Consider the following 13353-nt stretch of genomic DNA (forward strand, 5'->3'; position numbering starts at 1 on the left):
CCGCAGACAGCATAACGGCGACGCTCGTGCTCAGCACGGTGGAGGACTGCCCATGCGCTCACAGCGCGAAGATCACGCCGGTTGCCCGCTCGGCCTCGGCCCAGACGGCAAACGCGACGCTGCGATCCGTCGTGATCGGGACGGGCACAGCCCGCACGGGAGCGCCCTTCAGCAACCCTTTCGGGCCGTAAAACGCGGGCGACGGGGGCGGCGATGGGTCGTCTGCAGCGGCCACAACCGGCAACGCTCCACGGTGTTTTCCCTGAGCGACGGCGGCCTGCAGGTTATCGCGGAAGCGTTTGGCACGCCCCGGTTCGTTGACGTTCGGCACACGCGGCGTCCGCCCCGAGTTCGAGTAGCCCGGATGCGCCACGAGGGAGCGCACAAGAGCACCGGATGCTGCGAGCCGACGATCCAGCTCGAATCCGAACGACTGCAGCATCACCTTCGAGCGCGCATATGCGAGGAGCCCGTTGTAGAAGCGCTCGGACTGCGGGTCGTCGAGGCCGGGCCAGGGCCACAGCGTCGTGAGGCTGCCGAGCGTGATGACACGCGATCCGGGCGTGTGCAGAAGTGTGGGCAGCACGGCGGCGGTCAGCGCGACATGACCGAAGACGTTGGTGGCGGCCACGAGTTCGAGGCCATCGACGGTCTGCTGCCGCCGCGCCGGTGTGTGCACGATACCGGCGTTCTCGATGAGCACCTCGATGCGCTCCAGCTGGTTCAGCTGCTCGGCGGCGCGCTCGACCGAGGCCAGGTCAGCCGTGTCGAGCTCGACGAACGGCAGTTCGGCGTCGGGGGCCCGCGCGCGGATCGCTGCCGCCGCGGCATCCGCCCGCTGCTTGCTGCGGCAGGCCATGACGACGCGGTCGCCCGATCGTGCGAGGCTCAGCGTCGTCCAGAACCCCAGGCCGGCATTCGCACCCGTCACCACGACTGTGCGCCTGCCTCGGGTGGGGGTCACGACGCTATTCGCCTCGCGCGATCTTCACGTGATGGTGGATCACTTCGGACACCACGAAGGTGAACCACTTTTCGGCGAATTCGGGATCGAGATCGGAGTCGGCAGCGAGTTCCCGCAGCCGTGCAATCTGCCGCGACTCCCGCGCGGGATCCGCGGGGGCCATGTCGTACTTGGCCTTGAGTGCACCAACCTCTTGCGTGCATTTGAAGCGCTCGGCCAGCAGATGCACGAGCGCCGCATCGATGTTGTCAATGCTCTTGCGCAGTCGGTCGAGTTCGGCTGTGGCGTCGGTGTCTGACATGCCCCAAGCCTAGCCGTCACACACGCTCCGGCTGTGCGAGCACGCGCGACAGCACCGGTCTTGTCGAGGCCACGGCCGCACCGACAAGCGCAAAACCGGCGACGAAGCACACAGCGATCACGAGCAGCGACACGGGAGCGAGAATGAGCGAGATGCCGAGAAGCGGGAACACAAGCACACCGCCGACGACCGCCGACAGCAGCGCCACGAACACGAGCGGCACGAAGACCTGCCGTGTGCGGGTGGCCTCCATCGTCGAGCGCGGCATTCCGACCCGGTCAAGGTTGACCCAGGTTTCACGGCGGTCGAGCACCTCGGCCGCCTGGTTGACGCCGGCCGAGCAGGCGACCATGAGGAACGACGCGATGAGGGTGATCAGGATGCCGGTGCGGATGTCGAGCAACAACACGGCGTCTTGCGGGTTGGCCGAAGCGGATGCTGTCACGGCCAGCGCCGTGCCCGCCCCACCCACGACCGCGACGAAGCTCGTCATCGCGACGCCGGAGACCTGACGCCAGGCGGCCTTTGGGTTGTCGAGGATGCCACGGGCAGCGATGAGCTTCTGCGGCGTCTTCGCGGAGCGCAGCTGCACCCGGGCGAGAACGCTCACCGCCCAGGGGCCGATGAGGCCGAGAACGGCGACGCCTCCCCCGAACGCGACGGCGATGACGACGACAACCGCTGTCATGTCACCGAGAACGCCCAGGCCCTGCAGAAGGCTGAAGCCGCCGATGATGGCAACGGCTCCGATCAGGATGCGCACCCAGTGCACGCGTTGCGGCTGCTGCCGTGTGCGGACTCCGAGGGGCGAGATGACCACCTGGCGCAGACCGATCACGCTGCTGAGTGCTGCGATCACGGCGACACCCGCGATCACGGCCAGGATCATCGGAACGCCGACCCATAAGGAAGCCGCGCCGATCGGCTCTCCGCCGAACGGGATGAGACCGACGAGCGGCATGGCCGCGACATAGAGGACGACGCCGGCGAGCGCACCGGTGACGGCGACGGCCGTCGATTCAAGGACCGTCATGCGCATCACGGCGCTCGGCGTCGCCCCGAGCAGGCGCAGGGTGGCAAGGCGGTCATCGCGACGGCGGGCGGAAAGCCTCGCGGCAGCCCCTCCGAGCGACGCGAGTGGAACGACGAGGAGCGCGAGCGCGAGCACGCTGAGCACCTTGTAGAGCTCGGCATCCGGGCTCGTCCAGCCCCAGAACATCGTCACTCCGCCCGAGACGATCAGCAGCAGGGCCGTCGTCACGGCGAACGCGATGGTGGGGAGCACGATCGTGGCCGGGCTCTGCGCACCGGGGCGGGCGAGCATCCAGGTGAGCCGTGCCACAGGCATGCGGCCCTGACGGGCGGCGGATGCTGCGGGAGGCGTAGCGACGGCGGTCATTGCTGGCTCCATCCTGCACCGAGAAACTGGGCGCCGTTCTGCGGGGCCGCCTGCACGGGCGCTGCGGGAGGCTGCTGTGCTGCGGGCCACTGCGCAGGAGGCTGCTGTGCTCCGGGCCACTGCGCGGAAGACTGCGGTGCAGCGTATGGCTGCGCCGCGTGCGGAACTGCCTGGGGTGCCGCTTGGGATGCTGCCTGCTGCAGCATCCCGTCTCGCATGCGTATGGTGCGCGAGCAGCGCGCGGCCACAGTTTCATCGTGCGTGACGACGACAAGTGTGTTGCCCTGCCCGACAGTGGAGTCGAGAAGCGCCGACATGACGTCGTCGCCTGTCGCCGAATCGAGAGCCCCGGTCGGCTCATCGGCGAAGATCACCGTCGCGCCCGTCACCTGGGCTCGAGCGATCGCCACGCGCTGTGCTTGGCCGCCGGAGAGTTCGCCGATGCGGCGCGCTTCGAAGCCGGCCAGGCCCATCAGGTGCAGCCAGTGCATCGCGCGACCCTCGGCCTCACGGCGCGGGTAGCCGACCATCATGAGCGGCAGCGCAACATTCTCGAGCGCTGTGAGCTCGGGCAGCAGCAGCCCCTGCTGAAAGACGAAGCCGAATGACTCGCGACGCAGGCGCGACCGCTCCTTCTCACTGAGTTCGTCGACGCGCACCGGCCCCGCGATCGACCGGAATGTCACGGCGCCGGCGTCTGGCCGGATGATCCCGGCGAGCGCGTGCAGAAGCGTCGTCTTTCCGGAGCCGGACGCTCCCATGATGGCGACGGACTCCCCCGCCGCGACGGCAAGGCTGACGCCGCCAAGGGCCCGGGCCGGACCGTAGTTCTTGTGCAGGTTCTCTGCCGCCAGAACGGGCGCCACAGCTGCGGGTGAAACGCCGTTGGCAGGATCATTGTGAATGCTCATGATTCAATGCTCGTCATCCGCGAGCGTGAGCACATCGCGCGCTGGAGTGATCTGCGTCATCCTCCGGTTGCAGATCACGCCAGACGTGAGGTTCAGCACACGATCACGCAGAATCCTGTCGCCGCCGCATGCTGCATCGGGTTTCCCTCATCCAGTCGGGTCGTGAGTTCCCGTCAGGCTGTCGCCCGGGGTCAGTCGTGCGTGAGCTGAGGCGGCGTCGCTTTCTCCAGCCGCTGCTGCAGCCCCGCGCGCACCTCGGGCCACTCGTCGGCGAGGACGGAGTACACGGCGGTATCGCGCCATGTACCGTCGGCGCGCAGGCGGTGGTGCCGCAGGACACCCTCGAACGCCGCCCCCAGCTTCGCAATAGCGGCCCGGGACCGCGCGTTGACAGCATCCGTCTGAATTTTCACCCGTTCGAACCCCGAATCGAAGGCGAGCGACAGCAGGAGCAGCTTGCACTCGGGGTTCACTCCGGTGCCCCACACGGCTGGATCATAGGCGGTCCACCCGATGTGGGCGCCGCGATTCGTCGTGTCGATGTCGCCGAGCGATGTCGTTCCCACAATTCGCCCGGCATCCGGTCCGGCGACAAGGCGTACGGTGAACGGGATGCCGGTGGAGAACGGATAGTGGCTGCTCAGCTCGTCCGCGAACGCCGCTGCGTCCCGCGGCATCCCGGCGATCCCGCCGCCGTAGCCGAACTCATACACGTCGGGGCGCACGATGGCGGCGAAGAGCTCCTCCGCGTCGGAATCGACGAGCGGGTCGAGTCGCACGAGGCTCCCGATCAGAGAGCGCCGTTCGGGAAAGGTAACTGTCATACTCCGGCGCTCCTCTGCGCGGGCGCCAGGCACGTGGCGCTTCCCGTTTCCACCGTGCCGACGAGCGTCTGCGGGATCCCCGTGCGCTCGTCAAGGCGATGTGTGGCGACGTCGCCGGAGAACTGGTGGGCGACATGCAGCAGCTGACCGTCGACGATGTGGTGGCGCGGCCAATTGCCACCCGATTCGACATCGCCGATCGCCCGGAGCTCACTTCCGTCACCGCGCACCTCGAGCGTCGCCACCCGGTTCGTTCCGCGGATGCCCGCGTACAGGCGGTCCCGGCGGTCGCCGATCGCGATCTCGGCCCCGGTGTCGCCGTCTTCGAGCGAGTCCGCCGTCGCCCGCGCGGCCGTCAGCACCTTCAGCGCACCCGACTCGTCAAAGCGCAGCGTGAAGATCTCTGCCGAATACTCCGTGAGCACGTGCAGGTGGCCGCTCTCGTGCCAGAGCGTGTGCCGCGGGCCGACGCCGCGCGGCAGCGAGACATCCTGCAGGTGCACCAGACCGGATGCGCTCGGGCGCCACACCCGCACGAGGTCAAAGCCGAGGTCGGTCGACACAACGAGTCCGTTCGGCAGCCAACGCGTCTGGTGGGCGTGCGGATCGCGGGCTGACGCATCCGGTGCCGACAGCGTGGCCAGCCCCGTGTCAGCATCCGCGGTGTATCCGTACGGGTCGCGGGGTGCGGGCTCGCTCACGACGGCAGCCCCGGCAAATCCTCCGTCGTCGCTGAGCGGGACGCGTGAGACCTCGCCCGTGCCGTAGTTGGCCGTGAGCAGCGCCGCGCCGTTCGGTGCGACAGACACGTGGCACACCCCGGGATTCACCGTGATTTCGTCGAGCGCGCCGAGACGCGTGCCGTCAGGGCGCAGAGCGAGAAGGCGTCCTGTGAACTCTTCAGAGGCATATACGACCGGATGCTGCGGGTGCACCGTCAGCCACGACGGTGACTGCGCCTCGCACGCGAACGACGGGCGCAGCGTCCCGCTGTCCTCCGCCGTCAGCGCGACGATCCCTGCCGCGGTGCCGTCGCCGTCCGCCGTATACGTGCCAAGCCAGAAAGTGGGATCCGTGTGCGCCATGCTCTTCAGTCTGCCAGCAGCCATGCCATTTCGCCGACGGCAAGACTGTGCCACGATGAAGCATGGCGCGAACAGATCGATACGAGATGGCCTGCCGCACGTTCATTGACGTCGTGGCGGGAATCAGCAACGACCAGTGGGATGCTCCGGGGCTGGGCGTCTGGGATGTCCGCTCTCTGACGGGGCACACGGCCCGCGCTGTCATCACCGTGATCGATTACCTCGACCTCGACCCGGCGGCGCAGATCGACATGCCGACCGCGGGCGACTATTACGGCCAGATCTACCTCGCCTATACGAATCCCGAGGCGATCGCCAAGCGCGGCGTCGAGGCCGGCGTCGCGCTCGGCGACGACCCGGTTGCGGCAATCACCGGGCTCGTCGAGCGCGCTCTCGCGCTGCTCGCCGAGCAGCCGGACGACCGCCTGGTGTCGCTCGGCGGGATGGGCATCCCCATCAACGAGTACCTCAAGACCCGTGTCTTCGAACTCGTCGTGCACACCATGGACCTCGCGCGTGCAACGGGCCAGACCGCGCACTTTGCGCCCGAGCTCATTGAATCCGCGGCCTCGCTGGCCGCGGGAATCGCCGCGCGCACGGGTGACGGCGAGCAGGTGATCATGGCGCTGACGGGCCGTGGGGCGCTGCCGCCCGGCTTCAGTGTTGTGTGACGGGGTCCGCCTCGGCGCTGGAAACCTTCGAGATCGCATCGGCCGCGCGCAACAGCGTCAGGTGCGAGAATGCCTGCGGTGTGTTCCCCACGTGATGCCCCGTGCGCGGATCGATCTCTTCGCTCAGCATCCCGACGTCATTGGCATAGCCGACGAGACGGTCCATGAGTTCCCGCGCATCGTCGAGTCTGCCACTGTACGCATACTGCTCGACGAGCCAGAACGAGCACGCGAGAAAGGGATTCTCGCCGGGCGGCAGGCCATCGACGTTGTGCTCGGTGCGGTACCGCAGCAGCATCCCGTCTGCCATGAGCTCCCGCTCGATCACGGCGACGGTCGACAGCATCCGTGGGTCGTCATAGGCGCAGTACCCCACCTGCGCAAGCTGCAGGAGCGACGCGTCGACGGTGCCTGACCCGTAGTACTGCGTGTACGAGCCGAGGGCGTCATCGAAGCCCTTCTCTTCGATCTCATCCCGGATCCTGTCACGCAGGACCTCCCATTCGTCGGCCGGTCCGTCGAGCCCGTCGTCTCGCACGGCGCTGATCGCGCGATCGAGCGCCGCCCACACCATGACCCGCGAGTGCGTGAAGTAGTGTGCCGGCCCACGGATCTCCCAAATGCCCTGATCGGGCTTCTCCCACGTCTGCTGCACGAACTGCATGAGCGCGCGCTGCAGGGGCCACGAGAAGTCGGTCTCGGCCAGCCCCGCCTTGCGAGCCTTGTCAAGGGCGACCATGACCTCACCGACGACGTCGGACTGAAACTGGTCGACAGCACCATTGCCCACGCGCACCGGGCTCGCCCCGCGGTATCCGGGTAGCGACGTGATGTCTTTCTCGGCGAGGTCGCGCTCACCGGCGATGCCGTACATGATCTGCACATCAGCCGGATCCCCCGCAATGGCCCGCAGCAGCCAGGCACGCCACCCCGCGGCCTCGTCTGTGTAGCTGTGCAGCAGAAGAGACTCGAGCGTCAGTGCCGCGTCGCGCAGCCACACGTATCGGTAGTCCCAGTTGCGCTCGCCTCCGAACTGCTCGGGCAGCGACGTCGTCGCGGCGGCGACGATCCCGCCAGTCTCTTCATGCGTCAGCGCACGCAGCACGAGCAGCGACCGGATCACCTCGTCGTAATACACTCCCTCGTGTGTCACGCGCGACGCCCAGTCCGTCCACCACTGCGTCGTCCGTTGCAGGCCGCGCTCGACGTCCGGCGGCTGCGGGGCTCTCTGATGCGACGGGTACCAGGTCATCGTCAGATCGACGGTTTCCCCCTCGCTGACCGTGAACGTGCCCGTGTGGGCGTGATCGGATGCCGCAAGGGCCATGCCGCGCATCACGATGGCGTCCGGCCCCGCAACGGCCTTGATGCCGTGTCCCGATTCGTCGAAGACCTGGCGGACCCAGGGAACCGCCGTCGCGTATCCGAAGCGGAAGCGCACGTCGGCTTCCATCTCGACGGTTCCGCGCACGCCGCGCACCCGTCGCACGAGGTCGGCGCGGCCATCACGCAGCGGCATGAACTCGGTCACCTCGACCTCGCCATCGTGCGTCACCCATCGGGTGACCAGAACGAAGCTGTGGTTCAGGTAGCGCCGTGAGGCGACGGCGCCGTCATCGGTCGGTGCCAGCTTCCAGCGTCCGTGACTCTCGTCCCCGAGCAGCGCCCCGAACACGGAGGGCGAGTCATACCGCGGGAGGCAGAGCCAATCGATGCTCCCGTCCTTCGCGACAAGTGCCGCCGTCTGGCAATCGCTGATCAGTGCGTAGTCTTCGATGTTCTGGGGCATACGTCCAGTCTCGCGCAGTGACGCGCGAATATCGAGGATGCCGCGAGCTCACACAGCCCTCGGAGGTAGGCTCGTGACGCTGCACTCCTGGTGCGGAATCAGCTGCGATGACGGCTCGCGGTATGACAGCATCCTGCTGAGGAAACATCACGGGAGGCGCTGCCTCCAGAGCACAACAGGGATGCGGCGACAGCATCCGTGTGTCGCCTGCCACCGTGCGCAACCCGCATCCGCACACCGACAGAGAACAGGTTCTTGCCAATGTCACCGAAAAGACGGTCCGCTTCTGCACTGCGCGTCACGACGCGGAACGCGACGTTCCAGTATTGGCAGACGCTCATCAGTAACCGCACGAAGCGCAATCGCGCGGGCGAGATGGTCGTCCAGGGAGTCCGCCCCATCACTCTCGCTCTCGGCTCAGCGCACGAGATTCGCGCTGTTCTGCATGTCGACGGTGCGACGCCCTCACGCTGGGCAGCAGACACGATCGTGGCGGCGGAGAAAAGCGGCGCCACGTCGTTCCACGTCGCAGCCGAGCTGATGCGCGAACTCGGTGAGAAAGACGACGATGCACCCGAGGTCCTTCTGATCGTCGGCATCCCCGCCGATGACCCGACGCGTATACCCGTCCCGGACGACGCGCTCCTTGTCGCGCTGGATCGTCCGTCGTCTCCCGGCAACATCGGGTCGGTCGTGCGCTCCGTCGACGCGCTCGGCGGCCATGGGGTGATCGTCACGGGGCACGCTGCCGACCCCTACGACACGAAGGCGCTGCGCGCGTCAACGGGTTCGACGCTCGTGACGCCGATCGTCCGGATGCCGAGCGCCGCCCAGGTTCTCGACTGGGCTGACCACATGCGGTCATCCGGCAGCGCCCTGCAGATCGTCGGCACCGATGAGCAGGGAACCCACGATGTATGGGACGTCGACCTCACCGTGCCGACCGTGATCGTCACGGGCAACGAACATTCCGGAATGTCAGCAGCTTGGCGCGATGCGTGCGATCTGCTCGTCCGCATTCCGATGGGCGGCCACGCCTCGTCGCTCAACGCCGCCAATGCCACGTCGATTCTGCTGTACGAGGCCGCTCGGCAGCGCGCGCAACGCTGAGGCAGGCAGTCAGCCCGTCAGCCCGTCAGCCCGTCAGCCCGTCAGCCCGTCAGCCAACGAGGCTGTCAGTCAGTCAACAAGGCAGTCAACCAACGAGCCTGTCAGTCGACGAGGTCGTGACGCACCACAATCGCGTCGCGCCCGGGGCCGACGCCGATCGCCGAGATGCGTGATCCAGACATCGCCTCGAGGGCGAGCACGTAGTCTTGCGCGTTCTTCGGCAGATCGTCGAACGAGCGGCATCCGGTGATGTCCTGCTTCCAGCCCGGGAACTCCTCGTAGATCGGCTTCGCGTGGTGGAAGTCCGACTGGTTGACGGGCATCTCGTCAAAGCGCACGCCGTCGACATCGTAGGCGACGCACACGGGGATCGTGTCGAGATCGTCCAGGACATCGAGCTTGGTCAACACGAAGTCGGTGACACCATTGATGCGCGACGCGTAGCGTGCGACCGGCGCGTCATACCAGCCGACACGGCGCTGCCGCCCCGTCGTCGTGCCGAATTCGAAGCCCGTCTCGCGGAGGTAGTCGCCCCACTCGTCGAAGAGTTCCGTGGGGAAGGGGCCGGCGCCGACGCGCGTCGTGTACGCCTTGACGATGGCGATGACGCGGTCGATGCGGTTCGGTGCGACGCCCGAGCCGGTGGCCGCGCCGCCCGATGTCGCGTTCGACGAGGTGACGAACGGGTACGTGCCGTGATCCACGTCGAGCATCGTCGCCTGGCCGCCCTCGAACAGGACGATCTTCTCGTCCGTGAGCGCCTCATGCAGTTCGAGCGCAGTGTCAGCGACCATGGGCCGCAGCCGCTCGGCATACGAGAGCAGTTCGTCGACGATTTCGTCTGCTTCGATGGCACGGCGATTGTAGATCTTCACCAGCTGATGGTTCTTGACGTCGAGGGCACCCTCCACCTTCTGGCGCAGGATGTTCTCGTCGTACAGATCCTGAATCCGGATGCCGACGCGATTGATCTTGTCGGCATACGCCGGACCGATGCCCCGCCCCGTCGTGCCGATCTGCCGCTTGCCGAGGAACCGCTCGGTCACCTTGTCGAGCGTGCGGTGGTAGTGCGTGATCACGTGGGCGTTGGCGCTGACGCGGAGCTTCGACACGTCCACGCCCCGGGCGATGAGCGCGTCGAGTTCGTCAAAGAGCACCTCGAGGTCGACGACGACGCCGTTGCCGATCACCGGCGTGACACCCTCGGTCAGGATGCCGCTCGGCAGCAGGTGGAGGGCGTACTTCTCGTCGCCGATGACGACGGTGTGGCCGGCGTTGTTGCCGCCGTTGAACTTGACGACGTAGTCGATGCGGCTTCCGAGCAGATCGGTGGCCTTGCCTTTGCCCTCGTCGCCCCACTGGGCGCCGACGATCACGATTCCTGGCATAGTGGATGCCTCTCTATGGGGTGGTGGTGCGTTGCGTGCCGGCTGTTCAGTCTTCGCCGCGAATCACAAACGCTTCTGTCGACGGCGCGGGCTCCCGCTTTGTTCCGAGAAGCTCGATGCGCGCGCCAGCCGTGTCGTCGGCACCGCGCAGAAACTCGTCGAGTCGTGTGACCTCGTCGCTCTCGCCGATGAGGTCGGCGGCCTTCCGCAGAATATAGAGTGCCCGCAGCACTCCGCGGTTCGGCTCGTGCGACCAGGGAATCGGACCCTGCCCGCGCCACCCTGCCTTGCGAAGCGCGTCGAGGCCGCGGTGATACGCGACTCGAGCCGCCGCATAGCCCTCGAGCGGGTGTGCCGGGTGAAGAACGTGTTCGGCGTAGACCGCCCAGGCGAGCGCAGACGACGGGTGCTTCTGCACCACCTCCGCGATGGCGTCGACGGTGTCCGCACCCTCGAGAGCTGCCTCAACCTCGGGCTCTGCAGGCAGGTGCGTCTCTGGAACCCCAAGCAGATTGTTTTCGGTCACAGCCCAATCGTACCAACCGGGTCGCGCACGTCCTCTGAGAAGCGCCGTGCGCGCCGATTGACAAGTGACTAACCACATGGTTAGTGTACAAACCACGTGGTAACCATCCTCGGCGATCGGAGCATGATGCGCGGACTCGAGATCACGTTCGATAGCGTCTCGAAATCATACGGAACACACGTCGCGGTGCGAGACGTCACCGCGACGATACGCCCCGGCGCGATCACCGGATTCCTCGGCCCGAACGGGGCGGGCAAGTCCACGACCATGCGCATTCTGCTCGGGATCGATAAGCCGAGCAGCGGATCCGCGCTCGTCGGAGGTCGCCCCATGTCGGCTCTGGACGCGCCAGGCCGCACCGTGGGCGCCATGCTCAACGCGAGCGCTGTCCACCCGCGACGCACGGCGCGCGATCACCTCGCCTGGGTTGCAGCGGCAAACGGGCTCCCCCGCTCAAGCATCTCCCCTGCGCTCGAGCGCGTGGGCCTTGCCGACTCAGGCCACGTCAGAGCGTCCCGGCTGTCTCTGGGCATGCGACAGAGACTCGGGCTTGCCGCTGCACTCCTCGGCGACCCATCTGTGCTCGTCCTCGACGAGCCGCTCAACGGACTCGATCCCGAGGGAATCGTCTGGCTGCGTGATGCGCTTCGCGCGTTCGCGGCAGACGGCGGAAACGTCCTCTTGTCGAGTCACCTGATGAACGAGATGCAGGCAACCGCCGACCGCGTCATCGTGCTGCACCGCGGAGTCCTCGTCGCCGACATGGCGGCATCCGACTTCTCCGCGCGGACAACCGGCGCAATACGCGCCGCATCCCCCGATGTACACCGCCTCCGCGAGCGGCTTGAACGTGCTGGCGGAACGACTCGAGCTGTGAGGGACCGGCCGGATGCCATTGACATCACCGAACTCGACACGCACACCGTCGGCGTACAGGCTCTCGAAGCCGGTGTTCCGCTGACCGAGCTCTGGACGCATGAGGGCACGTTGGAATCAGCGTTTCTCGAGCTCACGGCGACAGGAGAATCACGATGAAGACCGCCCTGCTCTCTGAGCTGCTGAAGCTCAGAATTTTCATGCCCTTGGCACTGATTGCCGTGGGAGCCGGTCCGGCCGTTGCAGTGATCATCTGCGCGACACTGCCGGTCACGCAGAACAGCGGTCTCGCTGACCTGTCAGCAGAGAACATCGTGAGCGCGAGCGCGCTCGGACTTGACGCCTGCGCCGTCGCGACAATCGTGCTCGCCAGTGTGGCCGTCGGCTCCGAGTTCTCCACGGGGCAGATTACCCAGAGCCTCTGGCTCACGCCCCGCCGTCGCACATTGTTCGGAGCCAAACTGGGCTCCGTCGGAATCATCAGCATCGGCATCACAATCGTCGCGCTGGCTGGCACGTCAGTGGTGGCCGCGATCGCGCTCGCGATCGGAGGTCATGACCCGTTCGCTGTCGTCGCGGGCAACAGCATCCGCACGCTCTTCGGCAGTGCACTCATGCCCGTCTTCTACGGCCTCGTCGCGGCGTGCGCGGCCATGGTGTTTCGGTCAACGGGCGGCGCGATTATGACAGCTCTCACCCTCGTGCTGGTTGCCGGGATCACACCGTGGTTCGGCGATCGAGTGGCCGAAGCGCTGGCACCCGTCAGCCCCTCGGCGGCGATACACAGCGTCGCCGGTCTTGCCTCGCACGTCGAAGAGCTCGGGGCGCTGGGCGGAACCGTGACATTAGTATGCTGGATCGTGGCCGCGTCTGTCATCGCGGTTACTCTGTTCGCACGGAGAGACGGCGGCTCGTGACCTCAGGATCCAGAGACTCCACACCAACGTTCACCGAAAGCGCTCGCCGAACGCAACTCGTCACGGCAGCGATCGAGCAGGTTTCTCAGCACGGGCTCGCGGGAACCTCACTTCAGAAGATCGCCGATGCGGCGGGGCTTACGAAAGCCGGCGTCATCTACTACTTCTCGACGAAGGATGCCGTGCTCGCTGCCGCCGTCGAGCAGGTCACGAATGGCATCGTCACGAAGGTCGGAGCCGACATGGAGTCAGCCCCGACCGCCGCAACTGCGATTGAGACGTACATCCGTTCAATGCTCGCGTATATGCGTGACAACCCGACGCACGTCGCCCTGTTGTCCGAGTCCCTGAGACACGGAGACGGTGTCGACACACGGTCACGCTGGCATGACTTCGCCGGACTCGTCGAGCAGGCGAAAAAGGAAGGCGATTTCCGCGCAGATCTTGACGCATTCACCTGTGCCGTCTGCATCGGCGGGTCGATCGACGCTCTCGTCGATCAGTGGACGCGCAACGAGCTCGACCTCACGCGTGCTGGAGAGCAGCTCATCGAGATGGTGCGCCGAATGGCCGAAGCGTAGCCAGAGGCGGC

Annotated in this window: 14 protein-coding genes; 5 read left to right on the forward strand and 9 right to left on the reverse strand. The window is 66.7% G+C overall.

The genetic code is table 11. From position 1 onward, the window contains the following. Positions 1-58 precede the first annotated feature (58 nt). From OK352_RS12025 to OK352_RS12050, 6 genes are all read right to left on the reverse strand, one after another. On the reverse strand, positions 59-964 hold the full coding sequence (locus OK352_RS12025) for an SDR family NAD(P)-dependent oxidoreductase (RefSeq protein WP_265141727.1): 906 nt from the start codon (positions 962-964) through the stop codon (positions 59-61). A gap of 4 nt (positions 965-968) precedes the next feature. Then, positions 969-1265 (reverse strand): chorismate mutase, encoded by a 297-nt coding sequence (locus tag OK352_RS12030; protein ID WP_265141728.1) that lies wholly within the window; start codon positions 1263-1265, stop codon positions 969-971. A 16-nt stretch (positions 1266-1281) separates the two neighbouring features. After that, the gene (locus OK352_RS12035) at positions 1282-2664 is read right to left on the reverse strand and encodes an FtsX-like permease family protein (protein WP_265141729.1); all 1383 of its coding nucleotides are present in this window, start codon (positions 2662-2664) and stop codon (positions 1282-1284) included. Next, complete coding sequence (locus tag OK352_RS12040; protein WP_265141730.1) at positions 2661-3575, reverse strand: ABC transporter ATP-binding protein; 915 nt, start codon at positions 3573-3575, stop codon at positions 2661-2663. Before OK352_RS12040 ends, OK352_RS12035 begins: the two co-directional genes overlap by 4 nt. Positions 3576-3766: 191 nt before the next feature. After that, the gene (locus OK352_RS12045; RefSeq protein ID WP_265141731.1) at positions 3767-4399 is read right to left on the reverse strand and encodes a GNAT family N-acetyltransferase; all 633 of its coding nucleotides are present in this window, start codon (positions 4397-4399) and stop codon (positions 3767-3769) included. After that, the gene (locus OK352_RS12050; RefSeq protein WP_265141732.1) at positions 4396-5484 is read right to left on the reverse strand and encodes a lactonase family protein; all 1089 of its coding nucleotides are present in this window, start codon (positions 5482-5484) and stop codon (positions 4396-4398) included. The genes OK352_RS12045 and OK352_RS12050 overlap by 4 nt, the downstream gene beginning before the upstream one ends. Before the next feature lie 62 nt (positions 5485-5546). On the opposite strand from OK352_RS12050, the gene OK352_RS12055 reads away from it, so the two are divergent. After that, positions 5547-6155: a maleylpyruvate isomerase family mycothiol-dependent enzyme gene (locus OK352_RS12055; RefSeq protein ID WP_265141733.1), complete on the forward strand. Its 609-nt coding sequence runs from the start codon at positions 5547-5549 to the stop codon at positions 6153-6155. Here the strand turns inward: OK352_RS12055 and OK352_RS12060 are convergent. Then, positions 6142-7944 (reverse strand): glycoside hydrolase family 15 protein, encoded by a 1803-nt coding sequence (locus tag OK352_RS12060; protein ID WP_265141734.1) that lies wholly within the window; start codon positions 7942-7944, stop codon positions 6142-6144. The two genes, OK352_RS12055 and OK352_RS12060, sit on opposite strands and share 14 nt — an antisense overlap. 261 nt (positions 7945-8205) lie before the next feature. Between OK352_RS12060 and OK352_RS12065 the strand changes: the two genes are divergently transcribed. Continuing rightward, positions 8206-9054 carry a TrmH family RNA methyltransferase gene (locus OK352_RS12065; RefSeq protein ID WP_265141735.1) on the forward strand — a complete coding sequence of 283 codons (849 nt, stop codon included), beginning with the start codon at positions 8206-8208 and terminating at the stop codon, positions 9052-9054. A gap of 101 nt (positions 9055-9155) precedes the next feature. Here OK352_RS12065 and OK352_RS12070 read toward each other — a convergent pair whose 3' ends face one another. Together OK352_RS12070 and OK352_RS12075 are read right to left on the reverse strand one after the other, a co-directional pair. Continuing rightward, on the reverse strand, positions 9156-10442 hold the full coding sequence (locus OK352_RS12070; RefSeq protein ID WP_265141736.1) for an adenylosuccinate synthase: 1287 nt from the start codon (positions 10440-10442) through the stop codon (positions 9156-9158). Positions 10443-10488: 46 nt separating this feature from the next. Beyond that, positions 10489-10968, reverse strand: a complete 480-nt coding sequence (locus tag OK352_RS12075; RefSeq protein WP_265141737.1) for a DUF3151 domain-containing protein — start codon at positions 10966-10968, stop codon at positions 10489-10491. A 96-nt stretch (positions 10969-11064) separates the two neighbouring features. Between OK352_RS12075 and OK352_RS12080 the strand changes: the two genes are divergently transcribed. The 3 genes from OK352_RS12080 to OK352_RS12090 are packed head-to-tail and all read left to right on the forward strand — an operon-like array spanning position 11065 to position 13342. Next, a complete protein-coding gene (locus tag OK352_RS12080; RefSeq protein ID WP_265141738.1) occupies positions 11065-12003 on the forward strand; it encodes an ABC transporter ATP-binding protein in 939 nt (312 codons plus the stop codon). Continuing rightward, complete coding sequence (locus OK352_RS12085) at positions 12000-12761, forward strand: hypothetical protein (RefSeq protein WP_265141739.1); 762 nt, start codon at positions 12000-12002, stop codon at positions 12759-12761. The genes OK352_RS12080 and OK352_RS12085 overlap by 4 nt, the downstream gene beginning before the upstream one ends. Further along, positions 12758-13342 carry a TetR/AcrR family transcriptional regulator gene (locus OK352_RS12090; protein ID WP_265141740.1) on the forward strand — a complete coding sequence of 195 codons (585 nt, stop codon included), beginning with the start codon at positions 12758-12760 and terminating at the stop codon, positions 13340-13342. Before OK352_RS12085 ends, OK352_RS12090 begins: the two co-directional genes overlap by 4 nt. The last annotated feature ends 11 nt before the right edge of the window (positions 13343-13353 follow it).

The sequence above is a fragment of the Microbacterium sp. MPKO10 genome, from assembly GCF_026107415.2.
Taxonomy (GTDB): domain Bacteria; phylum Actinomycetota; class Actinomycetes; order Actinomycetales; family Microbacteriaceae; genus Paramicrobacterium.

Coding starts and splice junctions, on each gene's coding strand:
- OK352_RS12030 (WP_265141728.1), bottom strand. CDS start 1,265: ATGTCAGACACCGACGCCACAGCCGAACTCGACCGACTGCGCAAGAGC.
- OK352_RS12035 (WP_265141729.1), bottom strand. CDS start 2,664: ATGACCGCCGTCGCTACGCCTCCCGCAGCATCCGCCGCCCGTCAGGGC.
- OK352_RS12040 (WP_265141730.1), bottom strand. CDS start 3,575: ATGAGCATTCACAATGATCCTGCCAACGGCGTTTCACCCGCAGCTGTG.
- OK352_RS12045 (WP_265141731.1), bottom strand. CDS start 4,399: ATGACAGTTACCTTTCCCGAACGGCGCTCTCTGATCGGGAGCCTCGTG.
- OK352_RS12050 (WP_265141732.1), bottom strand. CDS start 5,484: ATGGCGCACACGGATCCCACTTTCTGGCTTGGCACGTATACGGCGGAC.
- OK352_RS12055 (WP_265141733.1), top strand. CDS start 5,547: ATGGCGCGAACAGATCGATACGAGATGGCCTGCCGCACGTTCATTGAC.
- OK352_RS12060 (WP_265141734.1), bottom strand. CDS start 7,944: ATGCCCCAGAACATCGAAGACTACGCACTGATCAGCGATTGCCAGACG.
- OK352_RS12065 (WP_265141735.1), top strand. CDS start 8,206: ATGTCACCGAAAAGACGGTCCGCTTCTGCACTGCGCGTCACGACGCGG.
- OK352_RS12070 (WP_265141736.1), bottom strand. CDS start 10,442: ATGCCAGGAATCGTGATCGTCGGCGCCCAGTGGGGCGACGAGGGCAAA.
- OK352_RS12085 (WP_265141739.1), top strand. CDS start 12,000: ATGAAGACCGCCCTGCTCTCTGAGCTGCTGAAGCTCAGAATTTTCATG.